The sequence below is a fragment of the Pseudomonas sp. TE3644 genome (assembly GCF_056278815.1).
Genome location: NZ_JBWBQF010000001.1, coordinates 1,750,597 through 1,777,121, shown reverse-complemented (window position 1 = coordinate 1,777,121; position 26,525 = coordinate 1,750,597). Strand labels below are relative to the sequence as shown.

The following is a 26,525-nucleotide window of genomic DNA, read 5'->3' as shown; positions in this document are numbered from 1 at the left end:
GCTGCCGCCAGGCTGCGCTGGCCCTGTGCCCCACTGCCGATCTCCAGGGTTCACACAGGCCAGCGCAGCCTGGCGGCAGCGGCTACGGGCGATTTGGTTGCCCCTTCATTCGCGCAACCCGCGATGGCAACACTGCAACGCCACCGTCATCAACTGATGCACCCGCCCCACCGACAACCCCAACCGCTCACTGATCTGCGCATAGGTCATGCCGTCCAGTTGGCGGTGCACGAACACCGCCTTCGCCTGCCCCGCCAGGCGCCGATCGAGGGCCAACAGGCTCTCATTCAGCATCAGTTGCTCCTGCGGGGAGTGATGCACGTCTTCAACGTCCCCTGCCAAGCCTTGCAGGTAGGCCTTTTCAACATCGCGTCGGCGCCAGCCTTCGTACATCAGGCGCTGGGCAATGGTGGTCAGCAAGGCACGCGGCTCACGGATGGCGTCAGGTTCGGCCAGGGTACACACCCTCAAAAACGTTTCGGCGGCGATGTCCTCGGCACGGTCGCTGCACCCCGTGCGGTACGCCAGGCGCGTACACAGCCACTGGTAATGCTGCTGGAAAATCTGCCCGATGACTCGGGTCTTGTGCACGCTCTGGGCTTCCATAAATCCACAATCTTCGTGGACTGCACACGCCAACGGACACGATGGTGGTGGGCCTGTCGGGTTGAGGTTGGGCTGCGTCCTGCAGGTGGGGCCAGTGTGCCCCAGCCCATATCATGAGAGAAAAGAATAAAAAATTCGCACTTGCTGCGGTTTATTCATAAAGAAATCTTCAGCTACTGGCCTACAAAAGCCTCTAATCCCCAAACCAATCAGTCTAAGTTCGCGCTGAAAATTGCACCGCGAAGTTGCTCAAGCTCATCGAGAACACCTCCCCATTGCCAAGGACAGACGATGAGCGTCAGCAAACGAAAAACGCCCCACCTGCTAGGCGGCCTGCTGCTGGGCAGCCTGTGTGTCGACCCCGCCTGGGCGGCGGACGACACCGAACCCAAGCTGGAAAAAGTGGAAGTGGTGGGCGCCCGCGTCACCGAAGCCAGCGCCGCCATTGGTGAAGACAAGATCAGCAACACCGTGGCCATCTCCCATCAGGCCCTGTTGTCGGCGCCGGCCGGCACCTCGGGGCTGAAGATGCTGGAGGGCCTGCCCGGCTTCAACGTGCAGGTCAACGATGCCCTGGGCCTGTACGAGTTCGGCAACTCGGTGTTCGTGCGCGCCTTCAACCTGCAGCAGATCGGCTTTTCCATCGACGGCGTGCCCTTGGGCCGCACTGACCAGTTCGGTGGCAGCCCGATCTACCGCTACGTCGACAACGAAAACACTGAGCGGGTGACCGCCTCCACCGGCGCGGGCGATGTCTCGCAATCGGGCTATGCGTCGCTGGGCCCCTACGTGGATTATCAGACCAGCAACCCCAGCGTCACGCCGGGCGCCAGCGTTTCCTACACCCTGGGCAGCGATAGCCTGCGGCGCAGCTTCGTCAAGTTGCAAAGCGGCGAATACCAGGGCCTGTCGGCCTACGTCAGCCGCTCGAAAATCGACGGGGACCTGTGGCGCGGCCCCGGCACCATCGACCGCGAGCACCTGGAAGCCAAGGTGCGCTACCGCTTCGGCGACCACAACGAAGTGTGGCTGCGGGCGGTGCACAATTCGTTCTATGACTACGACTCGCCCTACGTCACCCTGGCGCAATACAACGGCACCGCCAGCGATCCGTTTGGCCGCTCGGGGCGCAACTTCGCCTACCTGGACAGCCTGCCCAACCTGCCGGAAAGCGTGCCCGGCGTGCGCTACAGCAACGCCAACTACAACCAATACTACAAGCAGGCGGTGAACCAGCGCCGCGACACCCTGTACAGCCTGGGTGGCACCTTCGAGCTGACGCCCAACCTGGACAACTACACCACCCTTTACTACGAGGACAAGAAAGGCTTCGGCGTGTCGCCCGAGTCCTACGCCACGTCGCTGGCGCTGCACAATGCCGAAAGCAACGTGGCCGGCCTGGTGGCGCCGCGCGGCGTGCAGTACGGGCTGTCATCGCTCAGCGGCCACCGTTTCGGCGGCCGCACGGGGCTCAAGTGGAGCATCGGCCAGCACGAAGTGGAAACCGGCCTGTGGGCCGAGACCGACGTGTTCAACCGCCAGCAGGCGCGCTACAACCTCAGCGACGGCAGCCCCGACGGCTACCCGCTGTTTGACGAGCCGGTGCACCTGCAAGGCGACTTCACCTCCACGCGCAACTCGCTGCAGTTTCACCTCAAGGACACCTGGTCGCTGCTCGATGACCGCCTGCGCGTGCAGTACGGTTTCAAGAGCCTGAACCTGGACTACCGCATCGAAGGCTACCGCAATGCCGGTGACTACATTGCCGGTCGCCAGCCGCGCCTGAGCACCGAATGGAACGATGCCTTCCTGCCGCAACTGGGCCTGGTCTACGACGTGACCGGCAACAGCCAGGTGTTCGCCAGCTACTCGGAAAACATGGCCCTGCCGCGCGGCGCCGATGATATCTATCGGGCTGCCAGCCCCCAGGCCCCGGCGCCGGATGCAGAGCGGGCGAAAAACTACGAGGTGGGTTACCGGGTCAATCACCCTACCTTCAACGCTTCCTGGGCGCTGTACCGCACCGACTTCGACAACCGCCTCCAATCGTTCGCCTCGCCGGTGCCGGGCAGCAGCCAGGTGGAAACCTACTACCAGAACGTGGGCAAGGTGCAGGCCTATGGCAGCGAACTGAGCGGCCAGTGGAAACCGCCGGTGCTGGCCGACAAGGTGGTGCTCAACGCCAGCCTCACCTACAACAAATCCACCTTCAAGGACAACGCCGCCGGCCTGGCGCTGCGCGGCAACGACCTGCCCGACAGCCCACGCTGGCTGGCCCAGGCTGGGGTGACCTTCGAGCTGGCGCCGTGGGTGCTGCTGAATGTCTCCGGGCGCTTCATCGGCGAGCGCTACAGCAACTTCACCAACAGCGAATCGGTGCCCGGCTACACCGTCTACAACGCCTATCTGGACCTGGGTGGCGAGCGCGTGCACTACGGGCCGCTGAAGAACATCAAGCTGCGCTTCAACCTCGACAACCTGTTCGACAAGGACTACCTGGGCTACATCTCGCCCACCGCCTCGGGCCCTGCCGCGTTCCGCCCCGGTTCGCCACGCACCTTCCAAACTACCCTGAGCGTGGATATCTGACATGACCAAGTCGATGCTTGCCTTGACCCTGGCCCTGCTACCCCTGCTGGGCCACACCGCCGACACCGTCGTCAGCCCCGCCACCCTGGCCCTGCACCAACGCTTGTTGGTGCTGGACAGCCACCTGGACACACCGCTGGACCTGACCCGCCCCGGCTGGGACATCACCCAGCGCCACGACTACCGCCAGGACGGCAGCCAGGTGGACGTGCCGCGCATGATCGAGGGCGGCCTGGACGGTGGTTTCTTTGCCGTGTACACGCCCCAACAGCCGCTGACCGATGAAGGCCGTGCCTACGCCAGCGCTTACGGCCTGGCCACGCTGATGCGCATCCACGACATGATCGACCGCAACCCGCAGGTGTTCGGCCTGGCCCTGACCGCCGACGATGCCCGGCGCATCGCCGCCCAGGGCAAGCGCGTGGTGTTCATCAGCATGGAAAACGCCGAGCCCCTGGCGGCCGACCCCGGCCTGCTGCACACCTACTACCGCCAGGGCCTGCGCATGCTGGGCCTGGTGCATTTCGCCAACAACGAACTGGCCGACTCGGCCACCGCCCTGCCCCAGTGGAAGGGCCTGAGCCCCGAGGGCCGGCAGTTGGTGAGCGAGGCCAACCGGCTGGGCATCCTGCTGGACGTGTCCCATGCCAGCGACGCGGTGTTCGACCAGATCCTGGCGCAGTCCACCGCGCCCATCATTGCCTCGCACTCCAGCAGCCGCGCCGTCAACCCGCACCCGCGCAACCTCGACGACAAGCGCTTGCGCCAACTGGCGGCCAAGGGCGGCGTGGTGCAGGTCAACAGCTACAGCGACTACCTGGTGCCACTGACCCCCAACCCCGAACGCAACAAGGCCCTCGCCGCCCTGGGTGCCCGCTTCCACAACCTGGCAGCGCTGAGCCCGGAACAAAGCCATGCGCTGTACCAGGACTACCACGACATCGACACCCGCTATCCGCAGGCCAAGGCCGACCTGGATGTGTTCATGAAACACCTGCTGCACATCCTCGACGTGGTGGGGCCGGAGCACGTGGGCATTGGCGCCGATTGGGATGGCGGTGGCGGGGTCACGGGGCTGGAAGACGTGAGCCAGTTGCCGAAGATCAGCCAGCGGTTGCTGGATGCGGGGTATACCGAGAAGGATTTGCGCAATATCTGGGGGGAAAATCTGCTGCGGGTGTTGCAGGCAGCGCAAGCGGCGGCCCTTGCGCCCCGCTGAAGATCTTCAGAGTCTACACAGGATCATCTGTGGGACCGGGCGAAGCTCGGGAAGGGTACGACGCGAGGGTTGGGTTGGCCGCTTCCCGAGCTTCGCCCGGTCCCACAGGAGGGGGCAACCGTAGCCGCTGCCGCAGGCTGCGCTGGCCCTGTACCCCGCTGAAGATCCTCAGGGTTCACACCGGCCAGCGCAGCCTGGCGGCAGCGGCTACCACGCAGACCATCTGTGGGACCGGGCGAAGCTCGGGAAGGGTATGGCGCGAGGGTTGGGTTGGCCGCTTCCCGAGCTTCGCCCGGTCCCACAGTAGACAGTGACAATATGCAAACAAGGCATTACCAAAAACAAATCAAATCCACAAACAGCATATTAGCTTAGAACAAAACAAACCTTCACAACCCCCCTCCCCCCGTCTACCGTCACCCCATACAGCCCGACCCTACGCTGCGGAGGCCTGCTTCCTCCACAGCCATGAGGGCTATCCATGAGCACCGCCACACCATCGCTGAACCAACTGCTGGCCGACCTGCACGCCGAGCGCGTGCGCACCTGGGACCCGGCTGCCCTGCAAGTCAATATCGACCAGCGCCAACGCCTGGTCGACCAGGCACCTGCCCAGCCGTTCGTGCGCGCCGGCGACAACCTGGGCCCCTTCACCCTGCTCAAGGTGGAAGGCGGCGAACTGGACCTGGACACCCTGGTACGTCGCGGGCCGGCGGTGCTGGTGTTCTTCCGCTTCGCCGGCTGCCCGGCGTGCAACATCGCCATCCCCTATTACCAGCGCCATCTGCAACCAGCCTTGCAGGCCCGCGGCGTACCGCTGGTGGCGGTGAGCCCGCAGGTGCCCGAGCGGCTGGTCGAGATCAAGCAGCGCCATGAGCTGACCCTGCAGGTGGCCAGCGACCCGGACAACAATTTGGGACGGCGCCTGGGCATCCTCTACAGCTTCGACGATGCCTCGCGCGCAGCGGCCGAGGCCAAGGGTTCGAGCATCGGTGCGGTGACCGGCACCGGCACCTGGGAACTGCCGCAGCCCACGGTGGTGGTGATCGGCAGCGACCGCCGGGTGCACTTCGCCCAGGTCAGCCCCGACTGGCTGGTGCGCACCGAAGCGCAACCGATCATCGATGCCGTCGACGCCCTGCTCACCCCCACCCAAGCCACCGCCTGACAAGGAGCACCACCATGGGCGCGGAATACGCCATCGCACTCGAACAACCGCTGACCGTCACCGCACTGGAACCCACCTTGGGCGCCGAAATCAGTGACGTTGACCTGGCCCGGCCACTGAGCCCGGCCCAGCGCGAGCAGATCCACGGCCTGCTGCTAAAGCACAAAGTGATTTTCTTCCGTGATCAACACCTGACCAGCGCCCAGCAGGTGGCCTTCGCTCGCCAGTTCGGCGAGCTCTATGTGCACCCCACCACCGACACGCAGGACCCAAGCCTGCCTCAGGCGCACCTGATCCGCGCGGAGGATGCCGCGGTGGCCTACGGCGACGCGCGCAAGGGCCGTTGGCACACCGACACCAGCTGGATGCTCAAGCCCACCTATGGCGCCGTACTGCGCGCGGTGAGCCTGCCGCCGGTGGGCGGCGACACCCTGTGGGCCGACAGCGGCCTGGTGTATCGCGGCCTGCCGGCAGAGGTGCGCGAGCGCATCGACAATGCCTTTGTCACCCACAATTTCAAGTCGTCGCTGGACCAGGTCGGCCACCCCTACCCCATCCTCGCCCACCCGCTGGTGCGCACCCATCCCGAGACGGGCGAGGACGCGCTGTTCATCAATTTTTCGATGTCGCCGCAGATCATCGGCTGGTCGCAGGAGGAGAGTCAGGCACTGGTGACGTTGTTGCTCAAGGCGTACAGCAACCCCGAGTACCACGTGCGTTTCAAATGGACCGAGGGTGCCATCGCCTTTTGGGACAACCGCGCGGTGCTGCATTACCCGGTGTACAACTACGGCGATTTTCCGCGGGTGATGGAGCGGGTGTTGATTGCTGATGATGATATTCCTCACCGCAAGCGCTGACTCAACCCTCCCCTCGTAGCCGCTGCCGCCAGGCGGCGCTGGCCCTGTGCCCCGCTGGAGATCTTCAGGGTTCACACCGGCCAGCGCAGCCTGGCGGCAGCGGCTACGGGGCATGTCATCACATAACGTCAAATCATCATCAAACCTGGGAAAAATCACCACAACCGCTCTACATCAACACTAACCCCTGCGACACCCGGTCACTTTGACACCCCAAAAAATTATCGTAGCCGTTACATTCAAAGCAGTGGTACGATGACTGACCCGTGATGAGCCAGACGATACTCCAGTATCGCGCCCTCTTTGCCGAGCAGGTTTTGCACCCGCCGGCCCGATGTGACCAGTCCAATTAGAGCAGCCCCAAGGCCTGCCACCCCCTCAGCACCGATGCGGCCAACCGCCCCCTTGTGCCTTTCCCCATCAGCGGGAAAGCCAGGCCTTTGGCTGGGCGCTTTTCGAGGGGGCTTGCACACCGTTTCGAGCGCTTGGCCGTTGTCTTGCCTCGTCCGGATTTTGCAAGCCGCTAAAGTGAGCCCCCTTATGTTGTTAGCCTCGCAGACATCCCGAAGAAAGTTTCTGCTGTCCTCCCTGATTGCCTTGCCGGCCATGGGCGTGGTGGTCAAGGGCCTCAGCGCCGCCATGGCCGCAGACCTGGTGGCCCCCACCCTTGAGACCTACCGCCCGACGTTTTTCGACCCGGCGCAATGGGCCTTCATCATGGCCGCCTGTGACTGCCTGATACCCGGCGGCGGGCGCGGCCCCGGCGCGCTGGAAACCAACGTACCGGTGTTCCTGGACCAGCAACTGGCGGGCGACCTGGGCAGTGAGATCTATCTCGAAGGCCCGTTTGACGTCAAAGCCCCCGCCACCCTGGGCTATCAATTGCCCTACCGGCCACAAGAGGTCTACCAGAAAGGCATCGAAGCCGCCCAGGCCTGGTGCCAGCACACCCACGGCGCCAACTTCGCCGCCCTGGATGAAGCCGGGCGCATCGATGCGCTGAAGCGGTTGTCGTCGGACGAGATCAATTTCGCCGACTTCGGTGAGAGCATCCTGGGCGCCAAACTGTTCTTCGGCGAGCTGCTCAAGCACAGCAAACAGGGCTACCTGGCCGACCCCATCTACGGCGGCAACAAGGGCATGAAGGCCTGGATCGCCATCGGCTTCCCCGGTGCGCGTGCCAGCTACCTGGAATGGGTGGCGCAGCACAACGTCAAGTACCCCCTGGGTCCCGTCAGCCTCAGCGGCGAACGCGGCTGAACGCCCCCCTGCGCCCCACTTTATCGAGAGTTTTATGGCAACTATTACCAATGACGAAGTCGACGTCATCGTCGTCGGCATGGGCTGGGCTGGCTCGCTGATGAGCATCGAGCTGGCCCAGGCCGGCCTCAAGGTCCGCGCCCTGGAACGCGGCGAAGACCGCACCAACGCCGACTTCGGCTACCCCAAGCCTGCGGACGAATACGCCTACGGCGTGCGCAACAAAATCATGGTCACGCCCAAGGACGGCGCCCTGACCGTGCGCCACAGCATTCACGACACCGCGCTGCCGACGCGCCAATGGGGCGCCTTTGTGCCCGGCACCGGCGTGGGCGGCTCGGGGCTGCACTGGACCGGCGTGCTGATCCGGCCCACGCCCACCGACATCAAGCTCAAGACCTACGCCGACCAGGCCTACAAGCCCGGCCAACTGGGCGAAGGCATGCAGGTGCAGGACTTCCCGTTCACCTGGGAAGAGATCGAGCCGTACCTGGACCGCTTCGACAAGATCTGCGGCCTGTCCGGCAACACCGGCAACCTGCGCGGCACGATCATGCCCGGCGGCGACCCGTTCGAGGGACCACGCTCGTTCCCGCACCCGCTGCCGCCCATGGAAGACACGCTCAACAACACGATGTTCGCGGACGCGGCGCGCAAGCTGGGCTACCACCCCTTCCCCAACCCGTCGGCCAACGTCTCGCGGGCCTGGACCAACCCCTACGGCAACCAGATCGCGCCATGCAACTACTGTGGTTACTGCAGCAAGTACCCGTGCCTGAACTTCTCCAAGGCCTCGCCGCAAACGGCGGTGCTGGACTCGCTCAAGCGCATGGAAAACTTCTCCTACCGCACCAACGCCAACGTGCTGCGCGTGGACCTGCACGCCGACGGCAAGACCGCCCGTGGCGTGACCTACGCCGACGGCCAGGGCAACGAAGTGTTCCAGCCGGCCAAGATCGTCGTGCTGGCCGCCTTCCAGTTCGTCAACGTGCGGCTGATGCTGCTGTCGAAAATCGGTACGCCCTATGACCCCATCAGCGGCAAGGGCACCGTCGGCCGTAACTATGCCTTCCTGAGCAACGGCGGCACCACGCTGTTCTTCAAGGACAAACACTTCAACCCCTTCGCCACCGCCGGCGCCACCGGCCAGCTGTTCAACGACGTCTCGCCGGGCAACTTCGACGGCCCGGGCCTGGGCTTTCTAGGCGGCGCCAAGATCCAGAGCGCGCAAGCCACCGGCACGCCCATCGGCACCTCGCTGCCCAGCGGCACGCCCGAATGGGGCCAGGGCTGGAAAGACGGCATGGTCGACTGGTACGGGCACTCGATGAAGATCGGCATCACCACCAGCTGCATGTCGTACCGCGATCACTACGTGGACCTGGACCCTACCTACAAAGACCCGTGGGGCCAGCCGCTGCTGCGCATCACCTTTGACTGGAAGCAGAACGAGCTGAAGCTGCAGCAGTACCTGCGCAAGGTCGTGCTGGGCATCACCCAGGAACTGGCACCCGACAGCTACAGCGAAAGCTACTTGGGCATGGACTCGCACTGGGACATCACCAAGTACGTGTCCACCCACAACGTGGGCGGCGCGGTGATGGGCGATTCGCCTGAAACCAGCGCGCTGAACCGTTACCTGCAGAGCTGGGACGTGCACAACGTGTTCGTGCCGGGCGGCAACGCCTTCCCGCAGAACTTCCAGGCCAACCCCACCTCCATGATCGGTGCCCTGACGCTGTTCGCGGCCCAGGCCATCAAGGACCTGTACCTGAAAAACCCTGGCCCGCTGGTGAGCGCATGAGGAACGAGGTCATGAACAACACACGCCGTTTTCCCTGGCTGATGGTGGTAGCACTCCTGGTGATCCTGGCGCTGGCCGCGTGGGGGCTGAGCCTGGTGCTCAACCGCGCCGGCGATGCCCAGGCCAGCCTGTCGCAACCGGTGACGCCCGCGCTGATCCAGCAGGGCGAGTACCTGGCCCGCGCGGGCGACTGCGTGGCCTGTCACACCGCCCATGGCGGCAAGGCCTTTGCGGGCGGGCTGCCGATCGAGTCGCCGATCGGCACCATCTACTCCACCAACATCACTCCAGATCCTGATACCGGCATTGGCCACTGGAGCTACGGCCAGTTCGAGCGCGCCGTGCGCCGGGGCATCGGCCATGACGGCAACGCACTGTACCCGGCCATGCCCTTCCCCTCCTACGCCAAGGTCAGCACGGCAGACACCGAGGCGCTGTACGCCTACTTCATGAAGGGCGTGGCCCCGGTGCAGCAGGCCAACCAGGCCAATGGCATCCCGTGGCCATTGTCGATGCGCTGGCCGCTGGCGTACTGGCGCAGCCTGTTCGCCCCCGCGCCACAAGCCGACAACACCGTGGCCAACCGCGATGCCGTGATTGCCCGTGGTGCCTACCTGGTGCAGGGCCTGGGCCATTGCGGTTCGTGCCACACGCCACGGGCGCTGACCCTGCAAGAGCAAGGCCTGGACGACAGCGCCGCCAGCTACCTCAGCGGTACCGAGCTCAATGGCTGGGCCGTGCCGGCGCTGCGCGGTGTGAAGCACTGGTCCCAGGACGAGTTGGTGGCCTACCTGGCCGGCGGCCGCAACAGCACCGCTGCCGTGGCCGGCGAGATGAAGGACGTGATCGCCAACAGCACCTCGCACATGACCCCCGAGGACTTGCAGGCCATCGCGACCTACCTGCAATCGCTGCCCGCCACCGGTGAGCCGGCGTATCACGCCGACGCCGAGCGCAGCGCGGCCACCACCCGGCAATTGACGGCGGCCACCGACCTGTCCCTGGGCCAGCGTCTGTACCTGGACAACTGCGGGGCCTGTCACTTTGTCACCGGCCAGGGCGCGCCACGGGTGTTCCCGCATCTGGATGGTGCCTCGATCGTCAATGCGCAGAATCCCACGGCGTTGATCGCGGTGATACTGACGGGGGCGCAAACGCCTTCGACGGCGCAGGCGCCGTCTGTGTTGCCGATGCCGGGCTTTGGCTGGCGCATGAATGACAGCGAGGTGGCCGAGCTGGCGACGTTCCTGCGTGGCGGTTGGTCCAACCGTGCCGGGGCGGTGTCGGCGGATCAGGTGCGCAAGGTGCGGGGGCAGTTCAGCGCGGCTTCGCACTAAACGCCCGTGTGGGGGCCTTGGTGCCCCCATGCGGCGTTGATGCCAAACACACAACGCTGACAACCCAAAACCCACAGGCCATGGCACGGTGCAACAAAATGTGGGAGCGGGTTCTACCCGCGAAGCGCCGCGCGGGCGGCGCTCGATCTCAAGGCCGCTAGAAAAACATCGACTAGCCCTGGCAGCCATAACGCAATCCGCGTAGCCGCTGCCGCCAGGCTGCGCTGGCCAGTGTAAACCCCAGAGATTTTCAGTGAGGCACAGGGCCAGCGCAGCCTGTGGCAGCGGCTACAGGTCTTGCACGCCGCGCTTGTAGCCGCTGCCGCCAGGCTGCGCTGGCCGGGGTGAACCCTGGAGATTTTCAGTGAAGCACAGGGCCAGCGCAGCCTGCGGCAGCGGCTACAGGTCTTACACGCTGCGCTTGTAGCCGCTGCCGCCAGGCTGCGCTGGCCGGGGTGAACCCTGGAGATTTTCGGTGAAGCACAGGGCCAGCGCAGCCTGCGGCAGCGGCTACAGGTTTATAGCGTTCGCGGTATTGGGCGGCATGACCTCCTCCAGCAGCGCCCGTGTAAACGGATGCTCCGGCCGCTGGAACACCACCTCGCACTCGCCCTGCTCCACCACCCGCCCCCCTTGCATCACCACCACCCGATCCGAGATCTGTCGCACCACGGCCAGGTCGTGGGAGATGAACAGGTAGCTCACCCCCAAGCGCTGCTGCAATTCATCAAGCAACTGCAGAATCTGCCGCTGCACCAGCACATCCAACGCCGACAACGGCTCATCCAGCACCACCAATTCCGGCTCCAGGGCCAAGGCCCGGGCAATGGCCACCCGCTGCCGCTGGCCGCCCGAGAGGTTACCCGGGCGGCTGTCGATCAACGCGGCAGGCACCTGCACCTGGGCCAGCAGTTCAATCACACGTTCACGACGGCTGTGTGGAGTGCCCACGGCAAATGCCTGCAACGGCTCGCTGATGATCTGCGCCAGGGTCAGGCGTGGATTGAGCGAAGCGTAGGGGTTCTGGTAAACCACCTGGATCCGCCGGCGCAGGTCCCGCCATTCCCTCCGTGAAGCCGCCAGCAATTCGCGACCGTTGAAACGCACCGAACCCGCATCAGCCCGCTCCAGCCCCAGCAACAGCCGCGCTGTGGTGGACTTGCCCGAACCGGACGCCCCCACCAGGCTGGTGGTACCCCCGCGGGGCACATCGAACGCTACATCGTCCACTGCCAGGGGCCGGGGCTGGCGCCAGGTGGCGAAGCTCTTGCGCAGGCCGCTGACGCTCAGCACCGGCGCCTGCCCAACCTGGGCACCGGAACGCTGGCGCGGGCAAGCCGCCAGCGCACTGGGCGCCGCCGCCAGCAAGGCGCGGGTGTAGGGATGGCGGGGGGCGTTGAACACCTGCGCGGCGCTGCCGCTTTCCACGATGTGCCCGCGCTGCATCACCAGCACCCGGTCGGCGCGCTGCAAGGCCACGCCCAAGTCATGGGTGATGAGGATCACCGCGGCCTGCCGCTGCTGGGCAAGGCCTTGCAGGCAATCGAGCACCTGGCGCTGCACCGCCACATCCAGCGCGCTGGTGGGCTCGTCGGCGATGATCAGGGCCGGCCGATTGGCCAGGCCCATGGCCACCAACACCCGTTGGCGCATGCCGCCGGACAGCTCATGGGGATACTGCCGGGTCAGGCGCTCCACGGCCTCAAGGCCGACTTCACGCAGCAACGCCAAAGCTCGCAAGCGCGCCGGTTTGCGCGGCACGCCGTGCACGGTCATGGCCTCCGCCACTTGCTCGCCGATGCGCTTCACCGGGTCCAGGGACAAGCCCGGGTCCTGCGGCACAAAGCCGATCTGCACACCGCGCACCGACTGCCATTCACGCTCGCGCAGGCCCAGCAGTTCGCGGCCCGCCAGGCGAATGCTGCCACCGCGCACCTGGGCGCTGTCCGCCAGCAGCCCCACCAGGGCGGCCGCCGTGGTGGACTTGCCCGAACCGGACTCGCCGACTATCGCCAGCACCTCACCGGCCTGCAGGGTAAAGCTAACACCGGCTAGGCCAATGGCCGTGCCGTAGTCGATCCGCAGGTCAGTGACCTGCAGCAAGGGGACTGTACTCATGGACGAACTCCCTGTTGTGCCTGTAAGGCCCTGGCGACTTGGTTGGCCGCGACGACCACGGCGGCCACCACCAGCCCCGGCAGCCCGGTGTACCACCACGCCGTAACCATGTAATTGCGCCCCTCGGACACCAGCAGCCCCCACTCGGGCTGCGGCGGTGGCGCGCCAAAGCCCAGAAAGCTCAACGCCGACACCGCCAGCACTGCGCTGCCGAACTCCAGCGCCGCCAGCGCCAACACGGGCCCGGCCACCGGCGGCAGGATGTGCCGCGCGATCACCGTCCACGGCCGCACCCCGCAGGCGCTGGCCGCTTCAACAAAGGTACTGACCCGCCAGCGCAACACTTCGCCGCGCACCAGCCGGGCAAAACTGGCCACCGCCGACAGGCCCACCGCCAGGGCGATGTTCAGGGTGCCGAAGCCCAGCACGGTGATCACCGCCATGGCCAGCAGTAGCGCCGGGACCGCCATCAACACCTCCACCAGGCGCATCAATGCCGCGTCCAGCCAGCCGCCGAAAAAGCCGCTGAGCACGCCCAGCACGATGCCGCTGAGCAGCGCGATCAGCACCGCCAGCAAGGTCGCCCGCAACGACAGCCCGGCGCCGTGCACGGTACGGCTGTACAGGTCGCGGCCCAACTGATCGGTGCCAAACCAATGGGCCGCGCCCGGCGGCTGCAAGGCGTTGCCGGGGATCCCCAGCAACGGGTCAGCGTGGCTGAACAACCCCGGCCACAGCGCCCAACCCAAGGCCGTGGCCAACACGACCACGGCAATCACCACACGCCAGCGTTTCATCAGCGCCTCCCCAAACGTGGATCGAGCCACGGATACAGCGCATCCACCGCCAGGTTGACCACCACGAAGATCAACGCCGCCAACACCACCACGCCCTGGACCATAGGAATGTCCTGCACACTCACCGCCGCCTGAGCCAGACGGCCGATGCCCTCGCGGGAGAACACTGTTTCGGTGACCACGGAACCGGCCAGCAGCGAGCCGACAATCACCCCCGAGAGGCTGAGAATGGGCACCAGTGCGTTGTGCAGCACATGCGCGCACACCACCCGCGGCCAGCTCAAACCCTTGGCGCGCAGCGCTTCGACAAAGGGTTGGCGCTGCACCTGGGCCATCGAGCGCAACAGCACCTGGGCTATCACCGCCGAGGTGGGAATGGCCAGGGTCACCGCCGGCAGCACCAGGGCCGACACGCCACGGTTGCCCATGGCCGGAAACCAGTGCAGGCCGAACGAGAACGCCTGCAACAGCAACAGCCCCACCCAGAACGTGGGCAGCGACACCGCCAGGGCCGGCACGCCCAGCAAGGCGTCACGCAGCCACGGCACGCGGTTCAGGCTGGCCAGCAACGCCAACCCCGTACCCAGCGTCAGCGCCAGCAGCAAAGCGGCAAACGCCAATTGCGCGGTGGCCGGCAGCGCTTGCAACAAGGCCCCGGCCACCGGCTGCCCGGTCTGGATCGAGCGGCCAAAGTCCAGCTGCAGCGCCTTGCCCAACGCCAGGCCGTATTGCACCACCAATGGCTTGTCCAGGTTGTACTCCGCACGCAGGCGCGCTACCTGCGCAGCGTCGACGCTGGTCTGTTCGCCGCTCTGGTTGAGCATGATGCTCACCGGGTCGCTGGGCAGCGCGTACAGAATCACGAACGACACGCTGAACGCCGCCCACAGCACCAGCAGCGCCTGCCCGACACGGCTCAACCACGCCAGCAGCGCGGCGCTCATGGCTGCACCCAGGTGTCGAAGAACTGCAGCCGCGAGGACGCCTCATAGTGCAGGCCGTTGACGTTGGTGGCGTGGGCCAACACGGTGGCCAGTTCGACCAGGGCGATGGCATGCCCCTCCACCAGCAGACGCTGGCTGGCCTGATCGATCAGGGTTTGACGCTGGCCAGGGTCCAGGGTGGCCGCCGAGTCGGCCAGCACCCGGTCGATGTCCCCCGGCTGGCGCACGCTGACGTTGTAGCCCGGCGCCTGGAACACGGTGCGCAGTACGTCCGGGTCGGCGCGGGTCAGGTTGAGGAAACGCACGCTGTAGTCACCGCCCGCCTGGGTCGCCGTGACCTGGCTGAGGGTGGTCTTGTTCAGGCGCAGGTCGATGCCCACCTGGCGCAATTGCTGCTGCACCAGTTCCAGAATCGGCACCTGCTGCCAGTAATCGAGCTTGAACGACAGCCGCTGGCCGTCCTTGACCCGAATACCGTCACTGCCCGGCACCCACCCGGCTTCATCGAGAAGGCGCTTGGCGCCCGCATCGTCATGGGCCAGCAGGGTGGAGTAGTCGTGGTACAGCGGCGTGCTGCTGGCCAGCAACGCCGTGGCCACCTGCTGATAGCGCGAGATGATCGGCTTGAACTGCTGACGGTCGATGGCCTTGTTCAACGCCTGGCGCACGCGCACATCGCTGAACAGGGGCGTGGATTCATTGGGCGCCAGGATGAACACCACGCCGGGGTTGGCGCGGCTGAGGATCGGCAGTTTCTGCGCTTGCAGCGCCGCTTCGTCCTGGGGCGCAACGCTGGTGTTGACGTCGATCTGCCCCGACACCAGGCTGCCCAGGCGCACGCCCGATTCAGGGATGATCAGGAAGTCGAGGCCGTCCAGCCAGGCCTTGCCCTGATGCGCGGCCAGCGATGAAGGCCAGTGATAATCCTCGCGACGGGTCAGCGACACCACCTGGTTGTGCACGAACGACTTGACCACGAACGGCCCCGAGCCCACCAGTTCACCCTGGCAACGCTGGGCCGAGGGCAGCGCCAGGGTGCGGGCGGCGAACAGGCCCAGGCTCATGGTCGAGGTGGCCTGCAGGAACTGCGCATTGGGCTGGGCAAACCGCACCACCACGGTGTGGGCATCGGGGGTGTCGATGCCCTGCAGGCCGGCCAGATAGGTGGAGCCCAGAATCGCCTTGGCGCCCAGGTCGACGATGCCCTGCAGGTTGGCCTTCACCGCCGCCGCATCCAGCACCGAGCCGTCGCTGAAGGTCACGCCGTCGCGCAGGTGGAAGGTGAACCGCCGCGAGTCCGGCGACACCTCCCAGCGCTCGGCCAGCCACGGTTTGATGGCGCCGCTGGCGGGGTCCTGATCGGTCAGCGAATCCACCAGTTGCCGGCCGACGTTGAGCGCGGTGTTGTTGCCCGCCTGTTGCGGGTCGATGCACTGCGGGTCGCCGTCCAGCGCCACTTTTAATACGCCGCCACTGTGGGGCGAGCTGGAGGTTTGGGTGGCAGGTGCCTTGGCGTCGCCACAGGCGGTCAGCGCCAGCGCCAGCAAAGACAAGGCCAAGGGACGCATCAGGCTCATGAACGGCCCTCGGTTTTACGCGCATGGCGGTTGGCAATGAACGGCAGCCCCAGGTTGTCGCGCAGGGTCTGGCCTTGATACTCCTCGCGGAACAGACCACGGCGTTGCAGCTCCGGCACCACCAGTTCGGCAAAGTCACCGATGCCCTGATGCAACCCGGAGAACATCACGTTGAAACCATCGGCGGCGCCGCCCTCGAACCATTCCTGAAAGTCATCGGCGATGCTCTGCGGCGTGCCGATCAGGATGCGATGGCCGCCCGCCGTGAGCTTGTTGAACAGCTGGCGCACCGTGGGCCGTTCGCGGCGGATCAGTTCGAACACCAGCTTCTGGCGGCTCTTGTGGGTGTTGGTGTCGAACTGCTCGGGCGGCAGCGGCACCACCGCGTCGAACGGCAGTTCGGACAGGTCGAAACCCAGGCTGGTGAAGCGCGAGATGGAGCGCAGGAACGACGGTGCGTCCAGCAACGCCTGCTGCTGGTCGTAACGCGCCTGGGCCTCTTCCAGGGTGCGGCCGACGATGGGCGACACGCCCGGCAGCACTTTCAGGTGCTCGGGGTTGCGCCCCAGTTCAAGGGCCCGCTGCTTTATCTCGTCATAGAACGCCCGGCCCTGCTCCACGGTGTGCTGGGCGGTGAAGATCAGTTCACCGGCGCGCACGGCCAGGGCGCGCCCGGCATCGGAGGAACCGGCCTGGGCAATCACGGGGTAGCCCTGGGGCGAGCGCGCCGCGTTCAGTGGCCCGCGCACCTGGAAATGCTTGCCGTGGTGGTCCAGCACGTGCAGCTTGTCGGTGTCCAGGAAGCGGCCGCTGGCCTTGTCCTGGATAAAGGCATCGTCCTCCCAGCTGTCCCACAGGCCGGTGACCACGTCATAGAACTCTTCGGCGCGGTCGTAGCGGTCGGCGTGCAGCACGTGGGCGTCACGGTTGAAGTTCTCGCCGCCGCCCAGCGAAGTCACCAGGTTCCAGCCCACCCGGCCGCCGCTGAGGTGGTCGATGTTGGCGAACTTGCGCGCCAGGTTATAGGGCTCGTTGTAGGTGGTGCTGGCGGTGCCGATCAGGCCGATGCGCTGGGTGGCCAGGGCCAGCGCGGGCAGCAGGATCAGCGGGTCCCAGCGCACGCTGTTGGGGCCGTGGGCCAGCACGTCGAGGTCGGCATCGACGTTCACCGAGTCATTGAAAAACACCGCGTGGAAGCGCGCCGCCTCAAGCGTCTGCGCCACCCAGCGAAAGTGCTCGAAGTCGCGAAACGAGTCCTTGGCCGCAGAGGGATGGCGCCACGCCGCGCCCATGATGCCGGCACTGGGAATGAAGGCACCCAGGATGATTTGCTTGTGGGAAGTACCCATGTGCCGCTCCTTAGAAGTTGTAGGTCAGGCGCGTGTACCAGAAGCCGCCATAGGGGTCGAAGGGCTCGATGCTGCCGAATTTGGGGAAGCCGTTGACGTCGCCCTGGGGGTAGGCGTTGTTGTCGGCGCGCACGTCGAACAGGTTGTTGGCGCCCACCGCCACGCTGAAGTCCTTGGTGACCGCGTAGGCCACTTCCAGGTCGGTGAGCCACTTGGCGCCGTAGGTCACGTCGTACTGCGGGTTGGTGTCGCGGGCGGTGACCTTGTCGTAGCGGGTCACGGCGCCGGTCACGGTAAAGCTGCCGATGTCCCACACGCTGCTCAAAATCAGCTTGGTCTTGGGGTTGGCCACGGTCAGGTAGCCCTGGGCCACGCGGTCGAACAACACCAGGTTGCTGCCGGCGGCCGTGAGTGCCGCCGGGGTGGACTTGATGCTGTCGATCTGGGTCTTGTTCCAGTTGAAGGCCACGCCGTACTTGACCCGACCATAGGCGCCGTAGTCGACCTTGTAGTCGGTGACCAGGTCCAGGCCGCGGGTGGTGGTGTCGGCGGCGTTGGTGAAGTATTTGACCTGGTAACCGGGCTTGTAGCCGTTGGCGACCAGGATCTGGTTGACGCCGGCGCCCGAGAGGAAGCCGGTCAAGGCGATGCGGTCGTCGATCTTGATCTGGTAGGCGTCCAGGGTCACGCTGGCGGCCTGGATCGGCTGCCAGGTAAAGCCCAGGCTGATGTTCTGCGACTTCTCCGGTTTCAGGTCGGTGGCGCCCAGGGCCTGGGCCAAAGCCGAGTCGACGCGGGCGGTCTTGGCCTCGACGAACTGCGACACGCCGTTGACCGAGGTGTACTGGTTGGCGGTCTGCGCATACACCGACTGCGACAGCGATGGGGCGCGGAAGCCGTTGCTCAGGGTACCGCGCAGGGCGAAAGTCGGCGTCAGATCATAGCGCAGCGACAGCTTGCCGCTGGTGGTGGTACCCGAGCCATCGTCGTAGCCCTCGAAGCGCCCCGCCGCGCCCACGTACAGTTTCTCGAAAGGGTTGAAGCCCACGTCCAGGTAGCTGGCGTAGCTGTTGCGGCTGGCTTGCCCGGCGTCCTCCGGGGTCAGGGTGATCGCGCCCTGGGCGCCCACCGCCGCCGGCTGCCCGGCCAGCGGGCCGCTGGGGTAGATGTAGCCGCCGTTGATGTACGACAGCGGGTCATCGGACTCGGTCTTGTAGCGCTCGTGCCGGTGCTCCAGGCCCCAGGACACCTGCGCCGGTTTGCTCAGGCCAACGTCGAAGGCGCGGGTGAAGTCCAGGTTGTTGGTCCACTGGTCGAAGGTGCTGCTGTAGGTGTCGAAATGCGTGGGGCTGCTGGGGCCCAGGGAGGCGTTGAGGGTTTCGTCGGCGCCCGACTGGGCATCGTCGCGGCCGAAGGTGCTGCTCAGGTCCCAGTTCCAGCCGGCCACCTGGCCCTTGGCACCGGCGGCGGCCTGGTAGTCGTCCTCCACCAGGGTGTAGAACGGCGCGGTGCCGTCCGGGTAGATCTGCGGGATGATGTTGGTGGAGTTGGGCCGCCGGTAGTTCTGCCCGCCGCGCGCGTCGCGGTGGCTGTAGGTGGAGAACGAGTACAGGGTCACGTCCTCCAGCGGCAGCTCGGCGTTGTAGGCGACCTTGATGTCCTTGATTTTGGGCAGGCCGTTTTTCTGTACCTCGCGGTCGGCGGTGGCGTCGCGCGGGTCGGCGCTGCCGTCGGCCTGCCGGTAGTAGAAGCTGCCGGTGGCGTCGCGCGAGCGCACGGCGGTCTGCTGCGATTTGGCATCCAGCGACAGGTTGAAGAAACCGTCGTTGGGCAGTGTGAAACCCTGGTTGTAGGTTTGCCGCAGGATGGCCCCGTCACCTTTCTCCGGATAATCGCCATAGGAGGTGCTGACCGAACCGCCGTGGTCCTGCTGTTTGAGGATGATGTTGATCACCCCGGCGATGGCGTCCGAGCCGTATTGCGCCGACGCGCCGTCGCGCAGCACCTCGATGTGGTCCACGGCGCTGACCGGGATCATGTCCAGGTCCACCGGGTTGGTGCCGTAGGCGGCGGTGGAGTCGAGGTTGATCACCGCGCTGTTGTGGCGGCGCTTGCCGTTGACCAGCACCAGCACGTTGGAGCCGTTGAGGCCGCGCAGGCTGTAGGGCCGGGCAATGCTGTCGTTGGAGCTGCCCGAGGGCCGTTGCGAAAACGACGGCAGGGCTTTCTGCAGGGCGCCGCGCAGGCTGCCGCTGCCGGTGTTTTCCAGTTGTTGGCTGCTGATCACGTCGATCGGCGCCGGGCTGCTGGTCACGGTGCGCGACTCGCTGCCGCGCGAGCCGGTGACCACGACGGTGTCCAGGGTGTCATCGGCGCTGGCGGCGAAGGCCGGTTGCAGGGCGTAGCCGGCCAGCAGCAGGGGCGCGAAACGCAGCCCCGACAAAGAGGATTTCAGCTTCATGGGCATTCAACTGTTCAAAAGGTGATGGAAGTCGTCACGCCACAGCGGTCGCACGTCGACGGCCTGGCGCAGTAATTGGTTGGCGTAGAACAGGTCGGCGACCTGCTGTTGCGAAGCGATGGCCGCGTCGTCGATCGGCACCAGCTGCGCCGGTTGGCTGCGGCGCTGGAACTGCTGCAGGTACAGCTGCCGGTCGATGCCGGTGAGCTTCGCGCTGCGGGTGGCCCAGGCGTCAGGATGGTTTTGCACCCAGGCCCAGGTGGCGCGCTCGCGCTGCAGGTAGTCGGCGATGCGCGCGCGGCGCAGCGGGTCGGCCAGGGCGGCTTCGTTGGTGGCGATCAGGTAGTTGCCGGCGTAGAAACCCTCGGTGCCCGGCAACAGCTGGCCGTCCATCAGGGTCTCGGCCTGCAGGCCGCTGATGCCGCCGGCCACCAGCGCGTCGATATGGCCGCTGCGAAAGGCGAACAGCGCGTCCTGCATGGGCATCGGCACCGGCACCACGTCGGCCAGCGACAGGCCCTGGTGGGCCAGCAGGTTGAGCAGGTAGCACTGGGTGTTGGTGCCGCGCACAAAGCTCACGCGCTTGCCTTTCAGGTCGCTGACCTGGGCAATGCCGGCGTCCTTGCGCACCACCAGGCGGGTCTCGTTGGCGTCGCCCTTGACCACGGCGATCAACTTGATCGGCGCCTTGGAAGCGGCGGCGAACACCGGCGGGATCTCGCTCATGTAGGCGTAGTCCAGGTGGTCGCTGGCCAGCGCTTCGATGACAATGCTGCCACCGGCGATGTCGGCCCATTGCACCGGGTACGGCAGATCGCCCTGCCCCGCCAGGTCCATGAAGGAACTGGCCAGACCCTTGTAGCGCCACACGCGCAAGGCCGGCTCGGCGGCCCAGGCCATGCGCTGCCCGGCGCCCAGCAGCAGGCCCGCCTGCAACAGGCGTCGTCGAGAAAGATTCGGCATGGCTAAGCCTCAGTCCAGCAGGTCGGGTTGTTCCAGGCGGATGCGATCCCACAGCGGCAGGAAGTTCAGCCAGCTGAAGAATTCGTGGCGGGCTTTGTCGCCGGCGTCGCGCGGGTCGGCTTCAGGAACCACCGGCGTGCCAGCGCTGTAGGCCAACAGGTGGGCACGAGCGGTATCGTCGGCGAGGATGAAGCGCCAGGCCGCGCTTTCCACGCTGTGGCCCACGGTCCACAGGCCGTGGTTCTGCCACACCAGCAGGTTGTTGTCGGCGAAGGTCTCGACGAACGCCTGGCTGACCCGGTCGCGGTTCTGCTCCAGACGGCCGTCGGCGGCGCGCAGGGCGTGGCGATCGAAGATCACCTGGTCATCAATGAAAGCGCCGGACTCCGCGGTAATCGGCTGGAACAGTTTGCCTTGGGACGACCAGACGCGACCGTGAAAACCGTGCACATGGGCAATCCCGACCACCTCGGGGCGGGCCTGCTGCAGGTCGTAGTGCAACTCCAGGGCGCTGGTGTTGAGCACGCCCTCGCCCTCCACCACCTGGCCAGTGCCATCGACGCGCAGCAGGTGCGACACGCGGATCTGCGAGAACGGCACGCCCAGCGGGTTGATCCAGTAATGGTCGGTGTACACCGGGTCGCGCGCAGTGAAATGCCCCGCCACGCCGACCTCGAACCCCAGTTGCGCGAACAGCCGGTAGGAGGCGGCCAGGCGCTGTTTGCGGTGCAAGCGTTCGGCGATGGGGTCTTGCTGGGTGACGGGCTGGGTCAGGGTCAGGCGGTTGTCGGCATGGGGCAGGCCGTAGATGCTTTGGGGGTGTGCGTGGCTCATCGGACAGACTCGGGTTGTCTCCTGCCTGGGGGCAGGTGCTTTGAGTGGCGCAGCCGGGTTCGCTGAAGTGAGTCAGGGCGGCGGCGGTTTTCAGGGGGCTCGAAGCAGTCGGTGGGTCAGGTTTGCATGGGGTGTCCCTCACGGTTCAGGAAGCGAATAGGCTCTCCTCCACCGTGCGGGGGTCGGGATGGACGCTTGGGGTCAAGCGTGTATCAACATTATTCGTCTAAGTATCGGCTGTAAAATCACGATTGGTTATATTGTAATTATTTTTTATTAAAGTGGTTTTTGGTTATCAGGGAAATGCATTTTGTTGGGGTGAGGTGGGGGGCATGAAGGTGCTCGCCTGGAGGGTTTCTTCGTGCTTGAGATCGAGCGCCGCACGCGCGGCGCTTCGCGGGTAGAACCCGCTCCCACGTTTGTTTTGGGCCAGTTAGGTCTGGAGGATCACCTCGACCGCCTTGGTGGCACCACCACAAATCTGCAGCGAAAAAAAAAAGCGGACCAGGTGATGCCACAGACAAAATTGGCCCGAAACAAATGTAGGACCGGCCTCTGGCCGGGAAGCGCCGCGCGGGCGGCGCGCGATTGCATGAACACCCGAAAAACATCGGCATGCACCTGTCAGCCCTCATGCAATTTACCGCCTGGAGGAGCAGCTTGGCGGTGTGGCTTAAAGGTGTTCGCCTTGAGGCTTTCTTCGTCCTTGAGATCGAGCGCCGCCCGCGCGGCGCTTCGCGGGCAGAGCCCGCTCCTACATCTGTTTCGGGCCAGTTAGGTCTGGAGGATCACCTCGACCGCCTTGGTGGCACCACCACAAATCTGCAGTGAAAAAACAAAGCGGACCAGGTGATGCCACAGACAAAATTGGCCCGAAACAAATGTAGGACCGGCCTCTGGCCGGGAAGCGCCGCGCGGGCGGCGCGCGATCGCATGGACACCCAAAAAACATCGACATGCACCTGCCAGCCCCACCCCAATCCCCTGCCACCCCACCACAGCTACCCACCCCAGATATACCAGAATCGAATTACACAATACCCATTCAGTATTTAAGGTTCTAAGCCCATCCCGCTATCCTGACCCCACCCCGGCATTCGCCGCGCTGCCCCAAGGAACACACCCATGACTGCCCACACCAACGTGATCGACCTGACCCTGCACCGCAATCGAAAGAAAGCGCAGCACCTGGGCAAGCTGATGTGGGCCATGTACAGCGGCCAGACGGCTGTCATTCAGCAACAATGGGCGCAAGCGCTCAAGGCCGCCGATACCTCGCGCCAGGCTTGATCGATGGCCTTGCCCAGCGGTTTCCTCGACAGCTCGTTCGCGCTGCCCGCCGAATTCAACAGCCCCGAAAACACCGATGACGACCTGGTAGGCCAGCGCGTGGCGCTGAACCTGCAGCGCCTGCGCGCCAAGCGGCAGTTGTCGCTGGACGCCACGGCGCGGGCCAGTGGCGTGAGCCGGGCGATGCTGGCGCAGATCGAGTCGGGGCGCAGCGTGCCGTCGATCAAGGTGCTGTGCAAGATTGCCAAGGCGCTGAAGGTGTCAGTGGCGGCGTTTCTTGAGCAACGTGAGTTCGATGGCGTGGCGGTGTTGCCGGCGCGTGAGAGCAAGAGATTGGTCAGCGCCAATGGCACCTTCATCAGCCGGGCGCTGTTCCCCTTTGATGTGGCGCGGCAGGCAGAGTTTTACGAGTTGCGCTTGAGCCCCTTGGGCGAGGAAAGCTCTGAAGGGCACGGCCCCGGGGTGCAGGAGAACCTGGTGGTGTCCCAGGGGGTGCTGGAGATCAGTGTCAACGAGGAACGCTATCTGCTGTCCACCGGTGATTCGATTGTGTTCTACGCCGACCAGCCACACCGCTATCGCAACCCGGCGGACAGTGATGTGCTGGCGTACCTGGTGATGACCTATCCAGAACGCCTCGGCTGACCTGAATTATTCCAAGCGAGCAACACCTCTCCCCCAGTGCGTACCCTGTCGATCGCGTTGCCTGCATCGCGGCCAAGGCCGGCTCCTACCACGGACGGCGTAGGAGCCGACTTTAGTCGCGATGCAGACGACGCGGTTTCAAGACAGTTGCTCTACCGTGCTATCAGCAGGTGCAGCACATCATCGGCATGCCGTTGCAGCTCATCATCATCGGCATGCTGCAGTCGGTCATCATTTTCATCATCAGCATGCCGCCGTTTTTCATCATGTCCATGGTCATGCCCGGCATCGGCATCATCTTGCAGGTCATGCCGTCGGCCATCATGGTGCACTCCATCACGCACTTCATCATTGGCATCGGCATGCCCATCATCGGCATCATCATGCCCATCGGCATGGCCATGGCGGCCTGGGACATGCACATCATCGACATGTTGCCGCAATGCATCATCATCGGCATGCCGCAGTTCATCATCATCTGCATCATTTCGCAGTTGTTCTTGAACATGGCCATGTCCATGCCGGCGGCAGGCTTCATGGTGCACATCATGCAGTCTTCCATCATGTCCATGGTCATGGTGGCCATCATCATCGGCATGCCCATCATTGGCATCATCGGCATGTTGGCGCTCATGGGCATCTGCATTGCGTTCATCATGGTGAAATCCTCTTTCAATTCGATAGTGGGGTAGAAGCTGATGGGGGCGGATTCTACGGATCGATGGGCGGCGGACAATGGGCCGGTAAAGCGAAGCAAATGGCCGTTGCAGCGTTGTCTTTGGCCTGATGGCAAGCGCTATTGACGCTAGCACAGGGGAAGTGACGCTTTGGCGTCATTGGTCGGCGCCAGGCATTCAAAAGCGGCGTAATGGATATGCGATTGGACGATTAACTAATAACCCAGATGAATAATCGTTCTAAGGTGCGGCATTATTTTCTAGCAGGGGTGGCCCTGACGCAGCCTTCGGCAGCTGCTACAGGGTGTGCGCCAACCTGTAGCAGCTGCCGAAGGCTGCGTCAGGGGCCAACGCCGCATATGCCAAAACGCCAGCCCGGCGAGTTTTTGGTTCTTTTTCAAATCGATGGCCGACAGGCACAGTAGCGGGCCACCACCGCTTCTGGAACCTGCGTCACCATGCACCTGGATCTGCGCCAGCTTCGCCATTTCATCGCCCTGGTCGAATTTCGCAATTTCGGTCTGGCCGCCCAGTCGGTCAATATTTCGCAATCGGCGTTCAGCCGCAGTATCCAGGCGCTGGAGCAGAGCTTTGGCGCGCGGCTGATCGACCGAAATCGCAACCTGGAACCCACCAAGAAAGGCCTGATCGTGCTGGAGCACGCACGCCTGCTGGTGGGCAACGCGCATAACCTGATCAACGAGGTACGCCAGTTCAACGAGCGCGAGGCCGGCGAGTTGTCGTTCGGCTGCGGGCCGGCGCCCGCGGCGTGGTTGATGCCCCAGGCGATCGGCCAATTCACCCGGCAGTTGCCCAAGGTGCGGCTGCGTTTTCACGTGGACAATTGGCAGGCGCTGGGGCAGCGGCTGTTGGCCGAGGAATGCGAGTTTTTTGTCGCCGACGCACGCCATTTCGAGTTCGACCCCGACTACCGCGTGCAGCTGCTCAGCCCGCACCGCTGGGGTTTCTGCTGCCGCAGCGGGCACCCGCTGGCGCAGTTCGACGAGGTGACCGTGGAGCAGCTGTTCAGCTACCCCCTGGCCGGCACCGTGCGCCCGCCCAACCTGCGCAAGGCGCTGGTGGAGCTCAGCGGGCGGCCGGATTTCCAGACCAGTATCGAGTGCGACAACGGCTACAGCCTGGTGGCGGTGATCCAGCATTCCGACGCCATCGGCACCACCAACGTCAGCCGCAGCAACCCGTATTTGCAGCAAGGCCTGAAGCTGTTGACAGTGCGCGGGCTGGACCCGCAGGCGGCGGAGTTTTTTACCCATTACGGCATCGTCAGCCGCGCAGGCTACAAGCTATCGTTCCTGGCCCAGGCGCTGATCGACGCCTTTCTGGACGCCGACCGCGCCATGCAGGCCGTGGAAGCCGCCCTGCCCGCCACCCCGCCGGACAGCCTGCGCGACGTGCTTACAGGGCTTGCACAGTGAAGTCGCCGATGCGCTGGCGCGACCATACCGAGCGAAAGCCGAAGTAGCCCGGCGCGGGCAGGCCGTCCAGTGCCTGATGGAACACCCGCTCGCCGTCGACCCAGAAGCTGGTGCCGGTGGCCCGTACCTCGATGACGATGTGGTAATCGTGGCCGGCCTTGAGCAGGTGCCCGGCGTCCAGCCACTCGCCCAGCAACGGCCGCCGCTCGCTGCCGTCATAACGACGAAAGCGCGTGGTGGTGTTGCCGTTGCCGCCCATGCCCACGTACCAGGTGTCCAGCGAGTCGTAGCTTTCCAGCACGCCGTCGCGCGGCAGCAAATCCGTGCTGCCCGGCTCGTGGGCGGCCCAAAAGCAGTTGAGGTCCGAGAGCCGGTCGTTGGCCTGGCCCTGCACCAGCACCTGGCGCTGGAAGGCGATGCGGTAGGCGCCGCCCAGCGGCTGGTTCAGCCACAGGGTCATGCCGGCGCTGGTGTCCATTACCAGCCTGCCCTGCTCCACGCTGACCCGCGAATCCTCGCCGCGCTCCACTTCCACACGCCAGCGCTGTGGATCAAAACGTTCGAATCGGTCACGCACAATCTGCTGCATGC

General features: G+C 65.1%; 21 protein-coding genes. 10 read left to right on the top strand and 11 right to left on the bottom strand.

The window, feature by feature from the left end; translation table 11 throughout:
* Positions 1-105 precede the first annotated feature (105 nt).
* Positions 106-591 (bottom strand): sigma-70 family RNA polymerase sigma factor, encoded by a 486-nt coding sequence (locus ACZ9GA_RS07950; RefSeq protein WP_457363208.1) that lies wholly within the window; start codon positions 589-591, stop codon positions 106-108.
* 306 nt (positions 592-897) lie between these two features.
* Here ACZ9GA_RS07950 and ACZ9GA_RS07945 point away from each other — a divergent pair, with 306 nt between their 5' ends.
* From ACZ9GA_RS07945 to ACZ9GA_RS07915, 7 genes are all read left to right on the top strand, one after another.
* On the top strand, positions 898-3,195 hold the full coding sequence (locus tag ACZ9GA_RS07945) for a TonB-dependent receptor family protein (protein WP_457363209.1): 2,298 nt from the start codon (positions 898-900) through the stop codon (positions 3,193-3,195).
* Positions 3,196-3,208: 13 nt separating this feature from the next.
* Positions 3,209-4,414: a dipeptidase gene (locus ACZ9GA_RS07940; RefSeq protein WP_457363776.1), complete on the top strand. Its 1,206-nt coding sequence runs from the start codon at positions 3,209-3,211 to the stop codon at positions 4,412-4,414.
* A 481-nt stretch (positions 4,415-4,895) separates the two neighbouring features.
* Entirely contained in the window at positions 4,896-5,582 is a 687-nt protein-coding gene (locus ACZ9GA_RS07935; RefSeq protein WP_457363210.1) for a peroxiredoxin-like family protein, read from the top strand.
* A 14-nt stretch (positions 5,583-5,596) separates the two neighbouring features.
* Positions 5,597-6,442, top strand: coding sequence for a TauD/TfdA dioxygenase family protein (locus ACZ9GA_RS07930; protein ID WP_457363211.1), 846 nt, complete (start codon positions 5,597-5,599; stop codon positions 6,440-6,442).
* Between the two features lie 540 nt (positions 6,443-6,982).
* Positions 6,983-7,702: a gluconate 2-dehydrogenase subunit 3 family protein gene (locus ACZ9GA_RS07925; protein ID WP_457363212.1), complete on the top strand. Its 720-nt coding sequence runs from the start codon at positions 6,983-6,985 to the stop codon at positions 7,700-7,702.
* 34 nt (positions 7,703-7,736) lie between these two features.
* Positions 7,737-9,506, top strand: a complete 1,770-nt coding sequence (locus ACZ9GA_RS07920; RefSeq protein WP_457363213.1) for a GMC family oxidoreductase — start codon at positions 7,737-7,739, stop codon at positions 9,504-9,506.
* An 11-nt stretch (positions 9,507-9,517) separates the two neighbouring features.
* Positions 9,518-10,843, top strand: a complete 1,326-nt coding sequence (locus ACZ9GA_RS07915; RefSeq protein ID WP_457363214.1) for a c-type cytochrome — start codon at positions 9,518-9,520, stop codon at positions 10,841-10,843.
* A gap of 510 nt (positions 10,844-11,353) precedes the next feature.
* Here ACZ9GA_RS07915 and ACZ9GA_RS07910 read toward each other — a convergent pair.
* The 8 genes from ACZ9GA_RS07910 to ACZ9GA_RS07875 are packed head-to-tail and all read right to left on the bottom strand — an operon-like array spanning position 11,354 to position 21,886.
* Positions 11,354-12,961, bottom strand: coding sequence for a dipeptide ABC transporter ATP-binding protein (locus ACZ9GA_RS07910; protein ID WP_457363215.1), 1,608 nt, complete (start codon positions 12,959-12,961; stop codon positions 11,354-11,356).
* On the bottom strand, positions 12,958-13,758 hold the full coding sequence (locus ACZ9GA_RS07905; RefSeq protein WP_455923744.1) for an ABC transporter permease: 801 nt from the start codon (positions 13,756-13,758) through the stop codon (positions 12,958-12,960). The genes ACZ9GA_RS07910 and ACZ9GA_RS07905 overlap by 4 nt, the downstream gene beginning before the upstream one ends.
* Positions 13,758-14,702 carry an ABC transporter permease gene (locus ACZ9GA_RS07900; protein ID WP_457363216.1) on the bottom strand — a complete coding sequence of 315 codons (945 nt, stop codon included), beginning with the start codon at positions 14,700-14,702 and terminating at the stop codon, positions 13,758-13,760. Before ACZ9GA_RS07900 ends, ACZ9GA_RS07905 begins: the two co-directional genes overlap by 1 nt.
* The gene (locus ACZ9GA_RS07895) at positions 14,699-16,279 is read right to left on the bottom strand and encodes an ABC transporter substrate-binding protein (protein ID WP_457363217.1); all 1,581 of its coding nucleotides are present in this window, start codon (positions 16,277-16,279) and stop codon (positions 14,699-14,701) included. Before ACZ9GA_RS07895 ends, ACZ9GA_RS07900 begins: the two co-directional genes overlap by 4 nt.
* Positions 16,276-17,628: an LLM class flavin-dependent oxidoreductase gene (locus ACZ9GA_RS07890; RefSeq protein WP_457363218.1), complete on the bottom strand. Its 1,353-nt coding sequence runs from the start codon at positions 17,626-17,628 to the stop codon at positions 16,276-16,278. Before ACZ9GA_RS07890 ends, ACZ9GA_RS07895 begins: the two co-directional genes overlap by 4 nt.
* Positions 17,629-17,638: 10 nt before the next feature.
* Positions 17,639-20,089: a TonB-dependent receptor plug domain-containing protein gene (locus ACZ9GA_RS07885; RefSeq protein ID WP_457363219.1), complete on the bottom strand. Its 2,451-nt coding sequence runs from the start codon at positions 20,087-20,089 to the stop codon at positions 17,639-17,641.
* Between the two features lie 6 nt (positions 20,090-20,095).
* A complete protein-coding gene (locus ACZ9GA_RS07880) occupies positions 20,096-21,052 on the bottom strand; it encodes an ABC transporter substrate-binding protein (RefSeq protein ID WP_457363220.1) in 957 nt (318 codons plus the stop codon).
* A 9-nt stretch (positions 21,053-21,061) separates the two neighbouring features.
* Positions 21,062-21,886 (bottom strand): class II aldolase/adducin family protein, encoded by an 825-nt coding sequence (locus ACZ9GA_RS07875; RefSeq protein WP_457363221.1) that lies wholly within the window; start codon positions 21,884-21,886, stop codon positions 21,062-21,064.
* A gap of 1,125 nt (positions 21,887-23,011) precedes the next feature.
* Here ACZ9GA_RS07875 and ACZ9GA_RS07870 point away from each other — a divergent pair.
* Together ACZ9GA_RS07870 and ACZ9GA_RS07865 are read left to right on the top strand one after the other, a co-directional pair.
* The gene (locus tag ACZ9GA_RS07870) at positions 23,012-23,176 is read left to right on the top strand and encodes a hypothetical protein (protein ID WP_457363223.1); all 165 of its coding nucleotides are present in this window, start codon (positions 23,012-23,014) and stop codon (positions 23,174-23,176) included.
* 3 nt (positions 23,177-23,179) lie between these two features.
* Complete coding sequence (locus tag ACZ9GA_RS07865; protein WP_457363224.1) at positions 23,180-23,821, top strand: helix-turn-helix domain-containing protein; 642 nt, start codon at positions 23,180-23,182, stop codon at positions 23,819-23,821.
* 163 nt (positions 23,822-23,984) lie between these two features.
* On the opposite strand, the gene ACZ9GA_RS07860 is transcribed toward ACZ9GA_RS07865, so the two are convergent.
* Positions 23,985-24,479 (bottom strand): hypothetical protein, encoded by a 495-nt coding sequence (locus ACZ9GA_RS07860; RefSeq protein ID WP_457363225.1) that lies wholly within the window; start codon positions 24,477-24,479, stop codon positions 23,985-23,987.
* A gap of 477 nt (positions 24,480-24,956) precedes the next feature.
* Here ACZ9GA_RS07860 and ACZ9GA_RS07855 point away from each other — a divergent pair, with 477 nt between their 5' ends.
* The gene (locus ACZ9GA_RS07855; protein ID WP_457363226.1) at positions 24,957-25,934 is read left to right on the top strand and encodes a LysR family transcriptional regulator; all 978 of its coding nucleotides are present in this window, start codon (positions 24,957-24,959) and stop codon (positions 25,932-25,934) included.
* Here ACZ9GA_RS07855 and ACZ9GA_RS07850 read toward each other — a convergent pair.
* Positions 25,915-26,523, bottom strand: coding sequence for a DUF6250 domain-containing protein (locus ACZ9GA_RS07850; protein WP_457363227.1), 609 nt, complete (start codon positions 26,521-26,523; stop codon positions 25,915-25,917). The genes ACZ9GA_RS07855 and ACZ9GA_RS07850 overlap by 20 nt on opposite strands.
* Positions 26,524-26,525: the final 2 nt, after the last annotated feature.

Excerpts from the sequence above, each read along its gene's own strand:
- ACZ9GA_RS07945 (WP_457363209.1), top strand. The coding sequence starts at position 898 with ATGAGCGTCAGCAAACGAAAAACGCCCCACCTGCTAGGCGGCCTGCTG.
- ACZ9GA_RS07940 (WP_457363776.1), top strand. The coding sequence starts at position 3,209 with ATGCTTGCCTTGACCCTGGCCCTGCTACCCCTGCTGGGCCACACCGCC.
- ACZ9GA_RS07935 (WP_457363210.1), top strand. The coding sequence starts at position 4,896 with ATGAGCACCGCCACACCATCGCTGAACCAACTGCTGGCCGACCTGCAC.
- ACZ9GA_RS07930 (WP_457363211.1), top strand. The coding sequence starts at position 5,597 with ATGGGCGCGGAATACGCCATCGCACTCGAACAACCGCTGACCGTCACC.
- ACZ9GA_RS07925 (WP_457363212.1), top strand. The coding sequence starts at position 6,983 with ATGTTGTTAGCCTCGCAGACATCCCGAAGAAAGTTTCTGCTGTCCTCC.
- ACZ9GA_RS07920 (WP_457363213.1), top strand. The coding sequence starts at position 7,737 with ATGGCAACTATTACCAATGACGAAGTCGACGTCATCGTCGTCGGCATG.
- ACZ9GA_RS07915 (WP_457363214.1), top strand. The coding sequence starts at position 9,518 with ATGAACAACACACGCCGTTTTCCCTGGCTGATGGTGGTAGCACTCCTG.
- ACZ9GA_RS07910 (WP_457363215.1), bottom strand. The coding sequence starts at position 12,961 with ATGAGTACAGTCCCCTTGCTGCAGGTCACTGACCTGCGGATCGACTAC.
- ACZ9GA_RS07905 (WP_455923744.1), bottom strand. The coding sequence starts at position 13,758 with ATGAAACGCTGGCGTGTGGTGATTGCCGTGGTCGTGTTGGCCACGGCC.
- ACZ9GA_RS07900 (WP_457363216.1), bottom strand. The coding sequence starts at position 14,702 with ATGAGCGCCGCGCTGCTGGCGTGGTTGAGCCGTGTCGGGCAGGCGCTG.
- ACZ9GA_RS07895 (WP_457363217.1), bottom strand. The coding sequence starts at position 16,279 with ATGAGCCTGATGCGTCCCTTGGCCTTGTCTTTGCTGGCGCTGGCGCTG.
- ACZ9GA_RS07890 (WP_457363218.1), bottom strand. The coding sequence starts at position 17,628 with ATGGGTACTTCCCACAAGCAAATCATCCTGGGTGCCTTCATTCCCAGT.
- ACZ9GA_RS07885 (WP_457363219.1), bottom strand. The coding sequence starts at position 20,089 with ATGAAGCTGAAATCCTCTTTGTCGGGGCTGCGTTTCGCGCCCCTGCTG.
- ACZ9GA_RS07880 (WP_457363220.1), bottom strand. The coding sequence starts at position 21,052 with ATGCCGAATCTTTCTCGACGACGCCTGTTGCAGGCGGGCCTGCTGCTG.
- ACZ9GA_RS07875 (WP_457363221.1), bottom strand. The coding sequence starts at position 21,886 with ATGAGCCACGCACACCCCCAAAGCATCTACGGCCTGCCCCATGCCGAC.
- ACZ9GA_RS07870 (WP_457363223.1), top strand. The coding sequence starts at position 23,012 with ATGACTGCCCACACCAACGTGATCGACCTGACCCTGCACCGCAATCGA.
- ACZ9GA_RS07865 (WP_457363224.1), top strand. The coding sequence starts at position 23,180 with ATGGCCTTGCCCAGCGGTTTCCTCGACAGCTCGTTCGCGCTGCCCGCC.
- ACZ9GA_RS07860 (WP_457363225.1), bottom strand. The coding sequence starts at position 24,479 with ATGATGAACGCAATGCAGATGCCCATGAGCGCCAACATGCCGATGATG.
- ACZ9GA_RS07855 (WP_457363226.1), top strand. The coding sequence starts at position 24,957 with ATGCACCTGGATCTGCGCCAGCTTCGCCATTTCATCGCCCTGGTCGAA.
- ACZ9GA_RS07850 (WP_457363227.1), bottom strand. The coding sequence starts at position 26,523 with ATGCAGCAGATTGTGCGTGACCGATTCGAACGTTTTGATCCACAGCGC.